The 17348-nt window shown below is 32.9% G+C and carries 15 protein-coding genes and 1 tRNA gene; 9 read left to right on the forward strand and 7 right to left on the reverse strand.

What is annotated here, in order from left to right; genetic code table 11:
- The first annotated feature begins 9 nt into the window (after nt 1-9).
- Nucleotides 10-83 (forward strand) — tRNA-Gly (locus J6D32_RS13545).
- 484 nt (nt 84-567) lie between these two features.
- Here the strand turns inward: J6D32_RS13545 and J6D32_RS13550 are convergent.
- From J6D32_RS13550 to J6D32_RS13565, 4 genes are all read right to left on the reverse strand, one after another.
- On the reverse strand, nt 568-1587 hold the full coding sequence (locus J6D32_RS13550; RefSeq protein WP_009607179.1) for a M15 family metallopeptidase: 1020 nt from the start codon (nt 1585-1587) through the stop codon (nt 568-570).
- Between the two features lie 34 nt (nt 1588-1621).
- Nucleotides 1622-3703 (reverse strand): sensor histidine kinase, encoded by a 2082-nt coding sequence (locus J6D32_RS13555; protein WP_229040247.1) that lies wholly within the window; start codon nt 3701-3703, stop codon nt 1622-1624.
- A gap of 476 nt (nt 3704-4179) precedes the next feature.
- Nucleotides 4180-4887 carry a response regulator transcription factor gene (locus tag J6D32_RS13560; RefSeq protein WP_009607175.1) on the reverse strand — a complete coding sequence of 236 codons (708 nt, stop codon included), beginning with the start codon at nt 4885-4887 and terminating at the stop codon, nt 4180-4182.
- Nucleotides 4888-4986: 99 nt separating this feature from the next.
- Nucleotides 4987-5964: a tocopherol cyclase family protein gene (locus tag J6D32_RS13565; protein ID WP_055165320.1), complete on the reverse strand. Its 978-nt coding sequence runs from the start codon at nt 5962-5964 to the stop codon at nt 4987-4989.
- Between the two features lie 160 nt (nt 5965-6124).
- Here J6D32_RS13565 and J6D32_RS13570 point away from each other — a divergent pair, with 160 nt between their 5' ends.
- From J6D32_RS13570 to J6D32_RS13605, 8 genes are all read left to right on the forward strand, one after another.
- Nucleotides 6125-6643: a GNAT family N-acetyltransferase gene (locus tag J6D32_RS13570; RefSeq protein WP_055165317.1), complete on the forward strand. Its 519-nt coding sequence runs from the start codon at nt 6125-6127 to the stop codon at nt 6641-6643.
- Between the two features lie 85 nt (nt 6644-6728).
- Nucleotides 6729-8153 (forward strand): HD domain-containing phosphohydrolase, encoded by a 1425-nt coding sequence (locus J6D32_RS13575; RefSeq protein ID WP_055165314.1) that lies wholly within the window; start codon nt 6729-6731, stop codon nt 8151-8153.
- A 25-nt stretch (nt 8154-8178) separates the two neighbouring features.
- Complete coding sequence (locus J6D32_RS13580; protein ID WP_262942097.1) at nt 8179-8307, forward strand: hypothetical protein; 129 nt, start codon at nt 8179-8181, stop codon at nt 8305-8307.
- Between the two features lie 136 nt (nt 8308-8443).
- Nucleotides 8444-9817 (forward strand): YjiH family protein, encoded by a 1374-nt coding sequence (locus tag J6D32_RS13585; protein WP_132942975.1) that lies wholly within the window; start codon nt 8444-8446, stop codon nt 9815-9817.
- Nucleotides 9818-9995: 178 nt separating this feature from the next.
- Nucleotides 9996-10454 (forward strand): MarR family winged helix-turn-helix transcriptional regulator, encoded by a 459-nt coding sequence (locus J6D32_RS13590; RefSeq protein WP_009607176.1) that lies wholly within the window; start codon nt 9996-9998, stop codon nt 10452-10454.
- The gene (locus J6D32_RS13595) at nt 10448-12172 is read left to right on the forward strand and encodes an ABC transporter ATP-binding protein (protein ID WP_009607165.1); all 1725 of its coding nucleotides are present in this window, start codon (nt 10448-10450) and stop codon (nt 12170-12172) included. Before J6D32_RS13590 ends, J6D32_RS13595 begins: the two co-directional genes overlap by 7 nt.
- Nucleotides 12173-12174: 2 nt before the next feature.
- Complete coding sequence (locus tag J6D32_RS13600; protein WP_006783196.1) at nt 12175-14004, forward strand: ABC transporter ATP-binding protein; 1830 nt, start codon at nt 12175-12177, stop codon at nt 14002-14004.
- 155 nt (nt 14005-14159) lie between these two features.
- A complete protein-coding gene (locus J6D32_RS13605; protein WP_009607172.1) occupies nt 14160-15086 on the forward strand; it encodes a dipeptidase in 927 nt (308 codons plus the stop codon).
- 15 nt (nt 15087-15101) lie between these two features.
- Here the strand turns inward: J6D32_RS13605 and J6D32_RS13610 are convergent, their stop codons facing one another.
- The 3 genes from J6D32_RS13610 to J6D32_RS13620 form a co-directional block, all read right to left on the reverse strand.
- A complete protein-coding gene (locus J6D32_RS13610; protein ID WP_006783198.1) occupies nt 15102-15695 on the reverse strand; it encodes a GNAT family N-acetyltransferase in 594 nt (197 codons plus the stop codon).
- Nucleotides 15696-15750: 55 nt separating this feature from the next.
- The gene (locus tag J6D32_RS13615; RefSeq protein ID WP_006783199.1) at nt 15751-15906 is read right to left on the reverse strand and encodes a hypothetical protein; all 156 of its coding nucleotides are present in this window, start codon (nt 15904-15906) and stop codon (nt 15751-15753) included.
- 84 nt (nt 15907-15990) lie between these two features.
- Nucleotides 15991-17229: an NAD(P)/FAD-dependent oxidoreductase gene (locus J6D32_RS13620; RefSeq protein ID WP_009607166.1), complete on the reverse strand. Its 1239-nt coding sequence runs from the start codon at nt 17227-17229 to the stop codon at nt 15991-15993.
- Nucleotides 17230-17348: the final 119 nt, after the last annotated feature.

Genomic DNA, 17348 nt, shown 5'->3' on the forward strand with positions numbered 1-17348 from the left:
CAAAGAAATGCGGGTGTAGTTTAATGGTAGAACTTCAGCCTTCCAAGCTGACTGTGAGAGTTCGATTCTCTTCACCCGCTCCAATAGCGAATAGTGCACTCGAAAGAGTGCTTTTTTTGTGCGTCAAAGAGGTGACTGAAAGATTATATTAGATATTAAGTTAACTTCATTTAATACAGGTATTGATATAATCTAGTAATATCTCTAATCGCTAAATGGTATCTTTTAATCAGCATGAGAAATATGAATTATAATTTTAATATCAGACTCAAAGTACATCAGATCTTGAAGGATAATCTTTTATCCTTACTACAACAAGAACTAAGAGTGATTCTAGCTACATTCATATGCTATTCAATAGTATTATTAAGTAGTGAGCTAACCTAGTTGAAATGCTAAATGACATTATTATTATTTTCCAAAATAATAATAATGTCATTTAGTGTTAATAGTGATGTAATTTAAAATAACTAGAGTAAATTTTAAATTACATTAAGGAGATGCCAGTTAATATATCTTTATAATAAATAAAAACACACTGTATGATTTACAGTGTGTTTTTATTTATTATAAAGAGCCTATGTCTCCTTTTTCTAATAGGTAATCTTCTAAAATTAAATTATTCTCATAGATATATGTAGCTGCATCCACACCGACATATCTTAAATGCCAAGGTTCGTATTCATATCCTGTTTCTGCTGTTCTCCCTTGTGGATAACGTATAATGAATCCAAATCTATGAGCGTTTTCTGCTACCCATGCACCTTCTTTTGATTGACCAAAAGTCTGAGATAAACCTTCATTTACTGATTTTGCCGTTATATCAATTGTTAGACCAGTTTGGTGTTCACTATGACCTGCGCGTGCACTATAAGAATCTGCATATTGTTGACCATTAGTGGACACATAATTATTATATAAATTAACTTGGGTTTTATATGAGCGATAGCCACTACGTGCAATTAATGCATATCCTTTTTCTTGATTAGCCGCACTAAATAGTGATGAAAGAGCGTCTGCAGCTACTTTTCTTAAGTAGTTAGCCTCATTATTTGTATCTGGTCGATATAAAGGAACATTGAGATATACTAAATCACTTGGAATGTAATCTGAAGGTAATCGATAGTTTTTATTAACTAAAACTAATAAATTATCTGGATGTGCTACTTCTACAGTGTCTTTATAGAAGTTTGTTTTTACATTTGGATAAAGGACATAGTTTAATGCATATTGTACTGAATAATTACGATTACTTTTTAAAATATTTGCATAAGTTTGCATAGAATCGATATTAAATTTTGGAGAAGATGTAAGCTGTTCCAACGTTTCATCAGGTAAATTAAAAGAGGCTAAATACTCACGTTGCTCAGTCGAAAATCTATTAGGTATAGATCTAGTTTCTAAGTTGCTAACAATCAAACTATCATTAAGGTATTCTATTGTTTGAGCTTGAGTAGTAAAATGAGGTTTATTTAAGATGGTAGCAACATAAATAATTGATGTAAGTAAAATTAGACTAATGATTGATAATCGAATTAGTATTAATTTCTTTTTTTTTCGTTTGATTACGACGTTTTTTTTAGCCATTTTTGTTACTCCTTATTTATCTAATTTGAAGAATCTATAGTTTTTTTATTTTAATTGTAACTTTAAATAAATCCCCGTCCTGAGATAATTCAAAAGTAGCACCATGTAAATCTAGAATTGATTTTACAATTGCTAATCCTAGTCCTGATCCTTCAGTATTACGAGAACTATCTCCACGTTTAAATCGTTCGGTTAACTCTACTATATCAAATCCTAATTCATAATTCGATATATTTTTTAAAGTTATGACAATTTCTGATCCTTCATATAACATTTCTAAATAAACACGAGTCCCTGATTGAGCGTATTTTATAATATTACCAAATAAATTTTCAAATACTCGATACATCTTTCTTCCATCACAGTAGGCATACATTTGTGGAGCTGATGTTTTACTCCTCAAAATTAATTGATGTTCAATAAACTTATCTTCATATTCAGCAATAGACTGATGCATTAGAGCAACTAAATCAACTTGTTCTTTATATAATTCAACAGCCCCACTTGCCATCTTACTAGCTTCAAATAAATCATCGATTAAAACTTTAAGACGCTTGGATTTATTATCAATTATTTGTAAATATTCTTGTCTTTCTTCAGCAGTAATATCTGAACGTTTAGCTAAATCAACATAATTTAAAATGCTTGTTAAAGGTGTTCTTAAATCATGAGATACATTTGTTATGAGTTCTGTTTTTAGTCGTTCGCTATTCGATTGTTTTTGATTAGAAAGAATAAATCCTTCTCGTATAATATTGATGTTTTTTGCCATATCTGGGATTAATCCTTGGCCAGAAATGTGGATATCAGATGTAGATTTCCCTTGTGCCATTGAATCTAATGAATCGTTGATGACCTGAATTGTTTTACAACTTCTTTGAATTTTAAGTAAAACAATGAGTGCTAGAACAAAACTTATTGCTCCAACTAGTAGGAATGCAAATCCATCAATAATTGATGTTCCAATTATTATTCCCCAAAGGCCGATAAAGATGGTATACATTAAAACTTTTGTAAAAACTTTACGATAGATAGGGAGATTTCTAATATCATCGATATTAGTGCTGTAAAGACCATTCTCCCATTCCTTTTTTATGATAGATGGATTTTTAAGAAGATAGATTAATCCTTTAAATTGAAGGATAAAAACATAAATTAATAGGAAAATAGATGCAAATTTAGTGATTGTATTTAACCAGTGTGAAAACATATACTGTATATTCCAATAACCAAATACAGTATAATCTTGTAACAATATAATGGTCCAAATAAATAAAATCACTTTTATTTCAATGGGAAGAGTTTTATATTTTGCTTCTATCCACTTTAATTGTTCGGGTAGTTGGATAGATGTCGATTGTATCTTCTTATAGTAATGGTATAAAGGAAGTAATGAAATCATTGTAATTGTAAATCCAATAACGAGGAATATTTTATTGTTAGTGTATTGTTGATAACTTTGGAGAATTGTAGAATCTCCCATAGATGCTTTAGGAAGATATAATGTTCCAGTTAGACCATAGTTATGAGAATTATTGTTTACACGCGCAAAATTATCCTGGTTATTTCCTTTGTAAGGAATTTGAATAGTGTTTAATGTAGGAACACTATCGCTTGGTAGGTTGCTATATGTTGCCCCATTAGTATCGGTTAATTGATAATAAAAAGCGTCTTTTTCCGAATAGTTATAATTTTGATATTCTTGGAGTAACTGTTGATTTTTTTCATACTTAGAAAATTGGATTAATTGTTTTAATTCTTCATCAGAAAGAGAAGTGATTGATATTTGCTCATCTGTATTTTCATTGTATAAATAGTTACTATATTGATTCGAATTTACTTTAGCATCTAGTATCTCTTCTTTTGATACTTCAATACTATCTAATGGGATGCTAACCTGTGGTAATTGAATTTTGATATCATAAAACCAGTGTAAGAAGTCATCGACCTGTGAAGCATATTGACTAGATTCAAAATAATTCAATGGAAATAGGTTATTTATATTTTGGGTCACATAAGTGAAAGATAATAGAAAAATAAAACAGCAGACTAAAAATTTTATCCAATTGTTGTGAAGAGTCTTTTGTTTTATAGAAGAATTTGTTTTTTCAGACATATACTCAGCTCCAATCTATAGTTTTATTATGATACTAAGATACCATCAATATCTTAACAATTAGTTATTTGATTTCTTAAGAATTTCTTAATAAAAAAAACATAGTTCTGAAACTATGTTTTTAAGGTTTAAGTTGAGGGGAACGATTTATTTTAACTTGCTTGTTTACATCCATTTTAACTAATTTCTCATATCCTTTAATAGCTTTTTGAATTTTTAGTATTGCTTGTTAAATGCCTTTTGGGATTCTTTAGATTGAGGTGCATTTAGTAGACCAATATTATAGCTAATAAGGTAGCGTTTTGTCCAGTTTGATGAAGTTGGGATTAATTAAATACGAATGATAACTGATTGAATTTTCTGTTGATGCTACACTAGTTTCTACACGATCATGAGTAGATTCTACGAATGACTTAAGAAAAGAACGTAACCTTTTAACTTAATTCCTTCTCAAAGAAATAGTATATAGGATAAATCTAAGATTCGATTTTATATCCAACACCCCATACTACTTTAAGGTATCTGGGTTCTTTAGGATTAATTTCGATTTTTTCACGTATTTTTCTAATATGAACAGCAACTGTATTTTCTGCATTGTATCCTGGTTCATCCCATACTCGTTCATAAATATCGTTAATTGAGAATACACGTCCTTTATTTCTCATTAATAAGCTAAGAATTTTAAATTCGGTAGGGGTTAATCTTACTTCTATATCATCAACAAATGTTTGTTTAGTTGATAAATTAATACGAAGCCCATTAATTTCGATAGTGTCTTCGTCAGTTGTTTGTTGATTAGATGACTTAGCCCCTAACATTAAATAACGTCGTAATTGGCTTTTAACTCGAGCCACAAGTTCCATCGGATTAAATGGTTTTGTAATGTAGTCATCAGCTCCAAGTGAAAGCCCCATAATTTTATCTGTATCTTCTGATTTTGCAGTTAACATAATAATTGGGACGTTGGAGAATTCACGAATTAGACTAGTGGTAACAATTCCATCCATTTTCGGCATCATAACATCCATTAAAATTAAGTGAATCTCATTGGTCTTCATTAAATCTAGTGCTTCTTCACCGTTAGAGGCCATGATTGTTTCAATTCCTTCACCACGTAAATAAATACGAATAGCTTCGCGAATTTCACGTTCATCATCAACAACTAAGACACGAGAATCTTTCATAATATATTAATCCTCCTTCATCTCATTTTAAGTTATTATACCTTAATTAATTTATTTATGGCAAATTAATCCTAGATACGAGGATAAAAGAGTAAAGTTTTATTGGTCAACAAGGTTCATCTGTTCCCCGCCATATTCAATACCACAGGCTTTGCCGATTCCTTGATAAAGGATAATATTGCGTTTGGTATCAAGTAATGTCATTTCAATTTCACCTAAAAGAGTTTCTTCAACAAGAGGAACCATTTCACCGTCTTTAGGACCATAGCATAAAACAAAATCATGCGGGTTAGTTTTAGTTTTTACAACAAGGTGTAAATGTTTCCGAGTCGCACATAAAATAATATCTCTATCGCAAACATTTAACGTAATAGAGCTTTTGTTTATGCTTGTAAAAGAATAAAAATTATTATCAACTGTTACACCTATGATAAAGCCCCTAAATTCCTTTACAAGTGGGAAAGGGATGGTAGCAAGAGAGCATGTAAGAGTAGCGCGTTGATCATTGAAACTGTTACTTTGAATCCAGATCCACGATTTTGGAAAGCTTTTGCCCCAATTTTTTTCGATATAGTATTTTCCATTACTGAAATCGATTAATTTTCCATTCACTTTAAGGTGCCCTTCTTCAATCGTTCCATCTAAAGCACAAACCTGACTGTAACATTCCATAAAAGAAAAGTGATTATAAAAACCCATACTTCCTGGATTAAATTTAGTATCGGGCCATTTTGTTCGAGGACTAAGGAATAGGACTCCCTTAATTTCTTCTTCAGAATTTAGAAGTTGAACATTAATTTTACTAAGGCTGAATTCATTTAATCCAATGTTGATCTTTAAATGACGTGGATTTGAGTAGAATTCATTTGTACTATAACGAAAATATTGATAACTATGATCAATTAAGTTGACGACTTGAATAAAACAATGATGATCGAGTGGATCTTTCCCCCGGGAAATTCCAGGAATAAATGCTAAGGCGTAAGTGGCCGTACTATCCACAATTTTAAAATACCACCCCTCAAAAAAATTAGTGTATTGATTTTGGCCATGATATAAATCAGGATTTATTTTCATTATTACCTCTCCATATAATAATTTGCCATTGCTAAAAAAGAGATTTATATTTTTTTTATTATGTGTCAAAAAGTAGATTTTTAAACCATTAAATGAAAAAAGTTGCAAGCCATGAAGGAACAGGATATGATGGGATTAGATAAGATGAAAGGATGATAACATGACTTTAAAATTTGATGAAGTTTTCTCCATTATGAAAAAATCATTTCCACAAGAGGAAATGAGAAATTACGAAGGACAAAAAGCTTTATTAGAGCGTGATGATTATTTTATTAAAACTTACATGCATGAAGATGAAGTTGCTGGTTTTTGTGCTTATTATAAGTTTGATAATTTTATTTATATTGAACATTTAGCATGTAATCCAGAGGTTCGAGGACTAGGAATTGGAACGAAACTAGTTCAACAGGTTATAGCTGAAGATGAAAATCTAGTGGTTATTCTAGAAGTTGAACCGCCTGTTGATGAACTGACAAAAAGACGTGTTAGATTCTATGAAAAATTAGGATTTAAATTAAATCCACATTATCATTTTCAACCATCTTTAAATGAAGGGATGGATGGGTTAGAATTAAAGATTATGTCTTCAAATACTGAATTATCAGAAGAGGCGCAAATTAAATTTAGAAGAGTTTTAAATGAAAAGGTGTATGGGGTAGATAAAGATTTATATATTTAACAATTTATATGAATAATATCCATAAAAATACAAATATTAAAAGAGACAATTGAGTCTCTTTTTTTTATATCATGAGGTGAGTTAGATGTTAGATTTGATGAAACAATATAATGATAGTATAGAGAAGATGATTAAAATCCTAAGTTTATTAGTAGGAATCTGTTTTGTTTGTATGCTATTTATTTTTGAAATTAGCTTTTCTGATGAGGAATTGAAGTTTTTTTTAATTCTTGGTTGTGTTTCGCTTTTAACAGGGATTGGGTTTATGGTTAGTAAGATTAAAAAAGAAGTTTTTGATTGTATGTTGTTTGTGATGACGGGACTGTTTTTAGGAATAGTTAGTGGAGGTGCATATTCACTGATTTTTATGATGGTTTGTTTGTTTATTACAATTATTTATGGACGTCGTGCTGGATTATTAAGTAGTTTTTTATGTTCAGGTATTCTTTTGTTTTTAGAAACTAATTATTTTGGGAGCATTAGTTTGTTGATGGTGAGTTATTTTGTAGGGGGATGGCGTGATTATTTTTATCAATCTCGTGATTTTTTAACAGGTGTGCTGAGTGAATCTTGTTTTGATGAGGTGTTAGAAAGTTTTATTTCTAATAATCGGATGTTTTCATTGATTTTTGTTAGGATGGATGATGAGGGGGATCCACAGGTAGAAAAGAAGATAGCACGCATATTAAATAGTCAGTTTACGTTTAGATATGGATTGAATGGATTTATGGTTATTTTGCCGGATGCAGATAAGGGAAAATCGGTGCAATGGCTTGAGGAAAGAATTTATGAAATCAAAGAGGTTGAGTTAAAGAGTGGGATTGTGTACTACCCTGAGGATGGGGTGAATTTAGTTAAGAAGGTTGAGGATATTGTAAATAGTGAGGAATGTTTACATCGGTATGCATGGATGATGAGACATATGAATGGGATAGATAGTGATGTGGTGACGGCGATTAAGATGTTGATGGGATTTTTGCGTGTTTGGGATAGTTATACGTATGGTCATGTGATGCGGGTTGTTGAGTATAGTCAATGTCTTGGACGTGAGCTTGGAATCAGTGATGATGAGGAAAGTCTTTTAGTTTGTGGGGCTTACTTACATGATATTGGGAAGCTTGATATGGATCAGTTTATTTTGAATAAGCGAATGCCACTTGCAGAGAATGAGTGGCTAAGATTGAAGTCTCATGTTGAACAGGGGGTAGAACTGATTCAGTTATTTGAGGAGTTAGCTCCGTTTAAGATGTTTATTAGACATCATCATGAACGTTTTGATGGACGTGGATATCCTTCTCGTTTAGAAGGGGATGAAATTCCATTTTTGGTTCGAATTTTAGCAGTAGCGGATAGTTTTGATGCGATGACTTCAAAGCGATCTTATAATCACCCAATGAGTTATAAGGAGGGAATAACTGAACTTCGTCGATGTAGTGGAGCTCAGTTTGATCCAGTGGTTGTTGAAGCTTTTGCGAATGTGATTGAAAGGGAATATTCTTTTGGGAATTGAAGATATTAAAGATGAGGTGAATACTATGGATAGTAAAGAGTTTCATATTGCGAATTTAAGTGATGATAAGTTACGTGAATTAAAACGTGTTGAGGCGGAGTTGTCTGAAAAATTTGGAGCAGATTTAGTTTTAATTGCATGGCAAAAAAATTAAAGGATTAAACTGTAAAGTTTAATCCTTTTTTTGTGTCATAATTTGAATTTTATTGTTGGAAAAGGTTGATAACTTCAATGGTTGGAAGTATACTTATTAAATCAAAAGTAAATTTTAAATAAGGAAGGTAGAAATTATGAAGAAGAATACTGGAAATCTTGGCTCGTGTAGCTCTAAAAATTTAGGAGGAGTTTTAAAGTTTGTGATTCCTTCGTTACTGGGTGTATTTTTATTTATGACACCTATTTCTATTGGTGGAGAGATTACGATTCCTGTTGCGGTTTTATCGAAGTGGGTTCAATCGACGTTTGCAGATGTATTACCGATGGTTTTATTATTATTAGTTATGATTACAGCGGTTGGAACATTAGTGACCAAGATTTTTTCACCGAAGTTTATTATTAAGAATGATTTTTTAAATACGTTGTTTAATGTAACACCTGTTTGGTTTGTTATTCGTATGTTAGCGACTGTATTTATTGTGATAGCTCTTTATGAGGTGGGATTTGCACCGATTTATTCAGGAGATACAGGCGGACTTGTTTTATATGATTTATTACCGATTTTATTTTCTGTCTTTTTATTTGCAGGGTTATTCTTGCCGTTATTATTGAATTTTGGATTGTTAGAGTTTATTGGAACGTTATTATCTAAAATCATGCGTCCTGTCTTTAATTTACCGGGGCGTTCTGCGATTGATTGTATTGCTTCCTGGCTTGGAGATGGGACGATTGGTGTTTTATTAACGAGTAAGCAGTATGAGGATGGTTTTTATACAAAGCGTGAGGCAGCTGTTATTGGAACAACATTCTCGTTAGTATCAATTACGTTTAGTTTAGTCGTTATTGATACGGTTGGACTGAGCCGTATGTTTTTACCTTTCTATTTTACGGTAACCGTGGCGAGTTTAGTGGCAGCCATTGTTTTACCCAAATTACCACCTTTATCGAAGAAGCCAGATATATTCTTTGATGGAACTCCAAAAGAAGATGATGAGGTTATTCCAGCGGGATCAAGTAGCTTTTCACATGGTTTAAACCAGGCTATTAAGAAGGCTAAGGGGCAGGATTTAGTTAAGGTTGTTTTTGTGGATGGATTTAAAAATGTTTTAGATATGTGGTTAGCAGTTATTCCAATTGTTATGGCGGTTGGAACGATTGCATTAGTGGTAGCAGAGTACACTCCATTATTTAAAATTTTAGGATTACCATTCTATCCAGTTTTATGGTTATTACAGGTTCCAGAGGCGATGGCAGCATCTCAAACGCTTGTAGCGGGATTTGCTGATATGTTATTACCATCGATTTTAGCTTCAGGGATTGAGAGCGAGATGACTCGATTTGTAGTCGCAGCTGTTTCTGTTTCACAGTTAATTTATTTATCTGAGGTTGGAGCATTGTTGTTAGCATCAAAAATTCCGGTAAGTTTAAAAGAATTATTTATTATTTTCATTCAACGTACGTTGATTACTTTACCTGTTATCGCATTAATTGCACATTTAATTTTTTAATTTAAAGCTCACTTTATGTGAGCTTTTTTTGTATGTATTTTCAGGTAAAATCCAAAACTAATATTGAAAACGATATTTTATGTGGCAGAATTGTATAAAATGATTAGTTAACTAATAGTTAGTTGACTAATCAAATAGGTAGAAGTAATATAGAATTAGATTAAAGCGAGGTGACATGATGGATAGTAATGAAGTAAGAGATTTAGCAAAACTGTTATCTCATGTTATTCGTCTTCAAATGGTGACTGTACATAAGCGAATGGAAGAACAGGGTTTTTGTCGTTCACAGCCAGGAATTATTCATGTTTTAAGTAAACATGATGGAATGACACAAGTAGAGTTAGCAACTAAATTGAATGTAACGCCTGCTACTATTAGTGCGATGCTAAAACGTATGGAGCGAGATCAGATGATTGAGCGACGTCGTAGCCAAGAAGATCAAAGGGTAACACATGTTTATTTAACTGAGCATGGAAAACAACAATCAGATGTGGTTGAGAAAATTTTTGATGAGATGAATCAAAAAGGGTTTGGTAATTTTACTGATGAAGAGTTAAAGCAAGCTAAAAATATTTTCCAAAAGTTAATAGACAATTTGGGTGATATTTCATGTCAAGGGAGGTATAAAGGATGTTAAAATTATTTAAAGGTTTAAAGCCTTATTGGTTAATGGTTGTTGGAGTATTAATTTTAGTATTTATTTCAACTATGACTGACCTTGCATTGCCAGATTTAATGTCTGACATTGTCGATACTGGGATTGTTCAAGGGGATGTTTCGTACATTTTAGGACGCGGAGGAGTAATGCTTGCTGTTGCTCTTTTAGGAACAGTCTGTATTATTTGTAGTAGTTATCTTTCTTCGCGAATTGGGATAGGATTTAGTCGTGATTTAAGAAAGAAAGTATTTGAAAAAGTTGAATCTTTTTCACTGACTGAGGTCAATACTGTCGGAACGGCATCGTTAATTACAAGAACAACAAATGATATCAATCAAGTTCAACAGGTTACCATTATGATGATGCGTATGATGTTAAGTGCTCCGTTAATGATTGTTGGAGCATTGATTATGGCGCTTCGTAAGGATGTTGGGTTATCAACGATTATTTTAGTGGTTATTCCAATTATCGTTGTTGTTATTGGTGTTATTGCCAAGTTTACAATGCCAATGTTTGAAAAAATGCAAAAACGTATTGATAAGTTAAATCTTGTTGTTCGTGAAAATTTAACAGGGATCCGTGTAGTACGCGTATTCAATAAAGTTGATTTTGAACAAAAAAGATTTAATCAAGCAAGTTCAGATTTATCACGTGTTGCAACGACAGCTAATCGTTTAATGGGATCTTTAATGCCATTAATGATGTTAATTTTAAATATATCAATTGTTGCTGTTCTTTGGTTTGGTGGAATTCGTATTAACGAAGGAAGTTTCCAAGTCGGTGATTTAATGGCGTTTATTCAATATTTGACTCAAGTTCTATTTTCAATGTTAATGTTGACGATGATGTTTGTGTTAATCCCACGTGCTCAAGCATCGGCTGTACGTATTAACGAAGTATTAGAGATGGAATCTCCAATTCAAAATCCAGCTAATGGAGCACAACCTTCATTAAAGGGTGTTGTAGAGTTTAAAAATGTTGCGTTTGGATATGAAGGAGCAGAAGAACATGCGATTTCTAACATTTCATTTAAAGCTAATCCAGGTGAAATAACGGCGATTATTGGTGGAACGGGATCAGGTAAGTCAACTTTATTGAATATGATTCCTCGCTTCTATGATGCGGCTGAAGGAGAAGTTTTAGTAGACGGAGTCAATGTTCGAGAGATGAATCAAGCTTTATTACGTTCAAAAATCGGTTATGTTCCACAAAAGGCTATTTTATTTACAGGAACGATTCGAGATAATATTCGATATGGTAAAGAAGATGCGACTGATGAAGAAATTAAGCATGCTTTAGATATTGCCCAAGCAACAGACTTCGTTTCTAAAATGCCAGACGGATTAGAATCACCGATTGCTCAAGGTGGGACAAATGTTTCTGGTGGGCAAAAACAACGTTTATCAATTGCTCGCGCTATTGTTCGTAAGCCAGAAATTTATTTATTCGATGATAGTTTTTCAGCATTAGACTTTAAAACAGATGCACAGTTACGTGCAGCATTAAAGGCAGAGACAAAAGAGGCGACAGTGATTATTGTTGCTCAACGTGTAAGTACTGTTATGGATGCCGATCGTATCTTAGTTATGGATGAAGGACGCATTGCAGGATGCGGAACACACGAAGAACTTTTAGCAACAAATGAAATTTACCAACAGATTGTTGAATCACAACTTAAACAAGGAGAGGAGGAATAATTATGGCGGGACCTATGGGACGTGGCCCACATGGTGGAGCAACTGAAAAAGCAAAAGATTTTAAAGGAACGTTATCACGTTTAAGTAAGTATTTAAAACCTTATCGTGTAGGTTTAATTGTTGTAATATTAGCAGCCATTACAAGTGTCATTTTCTCTATTGTTTCACCTAAAGTAATGGCGAAGATTACAAATGAATTATTTCGCCCAATTCAGGAGTTAATGACTGGAGTTAAAAATCCAACTCCGATTGATTTCAGTTATATTTGGAAAATTATCTTAATTTTAATTGGATTATATGTTTTAAGTGCGGCCTTTAGTTATTTACAACAGTTTATTATGGCTGGTATTTCACAAAAAGTTGTCTATGACTTACGTGAAGAGATCGATCAAAAGTTAGCTAAACTACCGTTAAAATTCTTTGATTCACATACACATGGAGAATTATTAAGTCGTTTTACAAATGATGTGGACAACATTAGTGCGACATTGCAACAATCAATTACTCAAGTTATTACTTCAGTAACAACGATTATTGGGGTATTAATCATGATGTTATCAATTAGCCCGTTATTAACATTGATTTCGATTATTGTCGTACCTCTATCGGGAATTTTAATGATGCAAGTTGTAAAAAAATCTCAAAAATATTTCATCGGTCAACAACGTACATTAGGTGAATTAAATGGTCACATCGAAGAAATGTATACAGGTCATAATGTTGTTAAAGCATTTGGCCATGAGAAAAAAGCTATTGCAGAGTTTGATGAAGTTAATGATCGTTTATACGAAGTGGGATGGAAAGCTCAATTTTTATCTGGATTAATTATGCCAATCATTAGTTTTATCGGAAACTTAGGATATGTATTAGTGGCTGTAGTTGGTGGAGTTTTAGTTACAAAAGGACGTATCTCTATTGGAGATATTCAAGCTTTCATTCAATATAGCCGTCAGTTTACTCAACCAATGGCACAAGTTGCACAGATTTCAAATATTATTCAGTCAACTGTAGCATCTGCAGAGCGTGTATTTGAATTATTAGATGAAGAAGAGTTAACGGCTGAAACAGCTCAACCAGTAAAACTTGACAATCCTCGTGGTGCTGTTGAATTTAATCATGTTAAATTTGGTTACCGTGAAGATAAAATCTTAATTCAAGATATGAATATTAAAGCTGAACCTGGTCAAATGGTGGCTATTGTAGGTCCAACTGGTGCAGGAAAAACGACATTAGTTAATTTATTATTACGTTTTTATGAAGTGAACGATGGACAAATCTTAATTGATGGTGTCGATATTAACGATATGAAACGTAGTGATTTACGTAAGTTATTTGGAATGGTCCTTCAAGATACTTGGCTATTTAATGGAACCATTCGTGATAATATTGCTTATGGAAAAGAAAATGCAACAGATGAAGAAGTTATTGCGGCAGCTAAAGCGGCACATGCTGATCACTTTATTCGTGTTTTACCAGATGGTTATGACACAATCTTAAATGAGGAAGTATCAAATATTTCTCAAGGTCAGAAACAGTTATTAACTATTGCTCGTGCTTTATTATCAGATCCTGAGATTATGATTTTAGATGAGGCTACAAGTAGCGTTGATACTCGTACTGAGTTACAAATTCAAAATGCGATGAAAACTTTAATGAAGGGTCGCACAAGCTTTGTGATTGCTCATCGTTTATCCACTATTCGTGAAGCAGATATCATCTTAGTTATGAAAGATGGCGATGTTATTGAACAAGGAAATCATGATACATTAATGGCTGCAAATGGTTTCTATGCTGACCTTTATAATAGTCAGTTTAGCAACGAAGAAGAATAATCAAAAAGGTAAGTAATCTAAGTTGATTACTTACCTTTTTTAGAGTTATTTTGTCGGAAAAATAGGAATGATATATGCTCTTTTTAGGAAAAATTGCGATATAATAGGAAATGAGTAGCATATCTTATGACCTTATCTTTAAGGAGGGGGACCCATTGATTTTTGATACGCATACCGATATTTTATATAACATCGTTGCAAAACGATTAAAAGGTAAAAGAGGTATTGTTGAAGATTACCATATTCCAGAACAGTTAGAAGGTAACATAACAGGGGGAATTTGGACGTATTTTACAGATGTTGAGCATTTATTATGCGATGATTTTGATAAAGCAATTGGATATATACTAGAGGAAGTTGAACAATCACCAGATGTTCAGATTGTTAAATCACAGGATGATTGGGCTGATCATAAGGTAAATGTAATTCTTGGGCTTGAAAGTTTAGCACCTATTCAGGACTTAAATCATTTAAAAAAGATATATGATTTAGGATTTAGACATGCCATGTTAACTTGGAATGAAGTTAATCATTTTGGTTGTGGAGCTTTTGCGGATAGTGATACTGGTTTAACAGATTTAGGATGTCAGGCAGTAAAGTTAATGAATGAGCTTGGGATGGTTGTCGATGTTTCTCATGCCAGTATTAAAACGATGACTGATATTTTAGATGTCACAACTGAGCCTGTTATTGCTTCCCATTCGAATTGCTATGCTTTAAGAGGGCATCGACGTAATTTAACGGATGGCCAAATTAGAGGGATTGCAGAAACCGGTGGTGTGATTGGGGTTACAGCTGTGCCTGATTTTGTGCATTCAGATGAGTATACAATTAAAGCAATGGTTGATCATATTGATTATATTAAGAAGTTAGTTGGCAGTAAGTATATTGCGTTAGGTTTTGACTTTATGAACTATTTATCAGAAGATGGCGTGAATGCCAACTTATCAGACTGTGGTAGTGCAAAAGAGGCACAACTTATTATTGATGAGTTGATGAGTCGAGGTTATAGTAGTATGGAGATTGACGATATTACGCATGTAAATGCTAAGAAAGTCATTAATCGTATTTTGAAACAATAAGGAAAGGCTAGTCGTTTATTTACGACTAGCCTTTTTAATTAGTTTTTTTGAAAGTGGGATGATAGCACCTAAGCAGGCTACACCGATAATCACGCATTTAAAAGCTTTAAAGAGTGGATGTTCATCAAAGTAAAGTTGATAGATGTTCATTTCATCTTCTTCGCCTACAAAGGTGAATTGTAGCTTTTGGACGAGATTTTGGGATGGGATGTTTTCATAGTGACATTTTGCAATAATGGATTTGACTTCTCGATGAGTCATAGCCCAATCAATTAGGGCATTAATAGCTTCTGTTGCGTATCCTTTGCGGCGTTTAGCTTCGATTATTTCATATCCAATTTCGATTTCACCCTCTTGATTTGGATTTCCCTTGTATCCACCATCACCAATGACTTGGTTTGTTTCTTTTTCAATAAAAATCCAAGATGTAAATCCGATTTTTGGTGGCATGAAAAGGTAGAGTTCATCTTTCATCCACGTTAAGAGTGTGCGATTATCTTCTGTTAGCCACTTCGCTGTTGAAAATTCTGTTATTTCATTATTTAGTATTTGCCCGATGAGTGTGTCCGTTAGTGGGTATAAAATGAGATGTTCTGTTTCGAGTTTCATGTTAAACTATGCTCCTTCGATTTTTACTTAATTCTATGATAGCATGAAATGGGTGTTATTGATGATTGTCTTTTTTGATTGTGATGAAATAATTGTTTCCATTATTGCATCCAAAAGAACTTTTTGTGATTTTAGGAATAATGAGTGTTCCTACGAGTATTCCTAAAATAAAGTAATGAGTTTTAACTGGAATTTTTTCTTTTCGTTTCATGTGTTAGTCTCCTTTTCTATGTGTTATACAAAATGTATGACCCAAAGGTTAAGAGTATGAAAAAAAGAGCCTGTGGCTCTTTTTTTAGTAACGGTTAAATTTAAATAGTTCAAATTCTTTTGGATTTTTACCTGTATAGTCTTGTGAGATTAATTTAGCCCCAATTAATGAATAAAGGATTCCATTTGATCCAAATCCTAAGTTAAAGTAGGCTCCAGGGTAATCAGGGTGTTTACCGATGAATGGAAGTCCGTCTTTTGTGTCAATAAAGATTCCGTGACACCAAGAATCTGTTTTGATATTTTCAATTTGTGGGAACATACGACGAACTCGGCGTAGTAGTTGGTGATATTGTTGTAATGCTTCAGGATCACGATCCCCCATTGTGGCGATTTCATCTTTTTCGTTTTTGATTTCAAGATCTTCTCCACCGATAATAATACAGTTATCCATTGTTGGACGAAGATATGTGTATGGTTTTTCATCATTTCGAATTAGACATTCTTCTCTCCATCCATTTAGTGCTGATACCGGTTTTGATACGATTGAGAATGTACGACTAAGTGTATAGAATGGATCTTCTTTTTTAAACCACGTTAAGGCATCGTAACCTGTACAAATTGCTACTTTGTTTGCTGTAATGGTAAAATCATTTTCTGTTGTTAGGATGACTTCACGTGATGATAAATTGTAGTCAACGACTGTTGTTTGTTCAAAGACTTGAAGACCTTTTTTTACATTATAGTCGATGAGATCACGTGTGAATTTTACAGGGTCCATGATAGCACCACCATAATGTGAGAAGATTCCAGCTTCAAAATTAAAGCTAAAATCCTCTTTATTATTTTCAGGAGTGAAAAGTTCGCAATGAATTCCGATTGCTTGACGAGATTTACATTCTTTTTCCATGTAATCTAATTTAGTCGGATTTTCAGTATAATAGAAGCATGGTTTGAATGAGAAGTCACATGCACTGTTAATTTCTTTAACGATTTGACTGATTTCCATTACAGCTTGGTATCCAAATAAAAAGGCCTGTTGTGCCTGTGTTTCACCAATTAATGAAGAAAGTCCTGTTAAATCGTTATCGATTTCGTATTGTAAAAGAGCTGGTTCTGCGCTTGTCGCATTCATTGCGATTGTATTTTTTTCAATTAAAGCGCAACTGATGTTTTGTTTCATTAGATAATGTGCCGTTAGTGCACCTGTTATCCCACCGCCAACGATGACAACATCGGTTTTTAAATCATGTGTTAATCTAGGATAAGGGACTGTTTCTTCGTTTTTTCGTGTCCAGATTGGACTATCACCTATAATTCTCATAAAAATCACCTCAAAAAAAAAAACTAAAATTAGTTTGAGTTAAAAGTATATAAAATATTTGCACAAATTACAAATAGTATAAGCAAGAATTGGGAAGATGGAAAAAAATACTTGATAAA

The sequence above is a fragment of the Turicibacter sp. genome (genome assembly GCF_017941855.1).
In the GTDB taxonomy this organism is placed as follows: domain Bacteria; phylum Bacillota_I; class Bacilli_A; order MOL361; family Turicibacteraceae; genus Turicibacter; species Turicibacter sanguinis.

Bases quoted from the DNA above. Each gene is read 5' to 3' on its own strand.
- J6D32_RS13550 (WP_009607179.1), bottom strand. From the start codon at position 1,587: ATGGCTAAAAAAAACGTCGTAATCAAACGAAAAAAAAAGAAATTAATA.
- J6D32_RS13555 (WP_229040247.1), bottom strand. From the start codon at position 3,703: ATGTCTGAAAAAACAAATTCTTCTATAAAACAAAAGACTCTTCACAAC.
- J6D32_RS13560 (WP_009607175.1), bottom strand. From the start codon at position 4,887: ATGAAAGATTCTCGTGTCTTAGTTGTTGATGATGAACGTGAAATTCGC.
- J6D32_RS13565 (WP_055165320.1), bottom strand. From the start codon at position 5,964: ATGAAAATAAATCCTGATTTATATCATGGCCAAAATCAATACACTAAT.
- J6D32_RS13570 (WP_055165317.1), top strand. From the start codon at position 6,125: ATGACTTTAAAATTTGATGAAGTTTTCTCCATTATGAAAAAATCATTT.
- J6D32_RS13575 (WP_055165314.1), top strand. From the start codon at position 6,729: ATGTTAGATTTGATGAAACAATATAATGATAGTATAGAGAAGATGATT.
- J6D32_RS13580 (WP_262942097.1), top strand. From the start codon at position 8,179: ATGGATAGTAAAGAGTTTCATATTGCGAATTTAAGTGATGATAAGTTA.
- J6D32_RS13585 (WP_132942975.1), top strand. From the start codon at position 8,444: ATGAAGAAGAATACTGGAAATCTTGGCTCGTGTAGCTCTAAAAATTTA.
- J6D32_RS13590 (WP_009607176.1), top strand. From the start codon at position 9,996: ATGGATAGTAATGAAGTAAGAGATTTAGCAAAACTGTTATCTCATGTT.
- J6D32_RS13595 (WP_009607165.1), top strand. From the start codon at position 10,448: ATGTTAAAATTATTTAAAGGTTTAAAGCCTTATTGGTTAATGGTTGTT.
- J6D32_RS13600 (WP_006783196.1), top strand. From the start codon at position 12,175: ATGGCGGGACCTATGGGACGTGGCCCACATGGTGGAGCAACTGAAAAA.
- J6D32_RS13610 (WP_006783198.1), bottom strand. From the start codon at position 15,695: ATGAAACTCGAAACAGAACATCTCATTTTATACCCACTAACGGACACA.
- J6D32_RS13615 (WP_006783199.1), bottom strand. From the start codon at position 15,906: ATGAAACGAAAAGAAAAAATTCCAGTTAAAACTCATTACTTTATTTTA.
- J6D32_RS13620 (WP_009607166.1), bottom strand. From the start codon at position 17,229: ATGAGAATTATAGGTGATAGTCCAATCTGGACACGAAAAAACGAAGAA.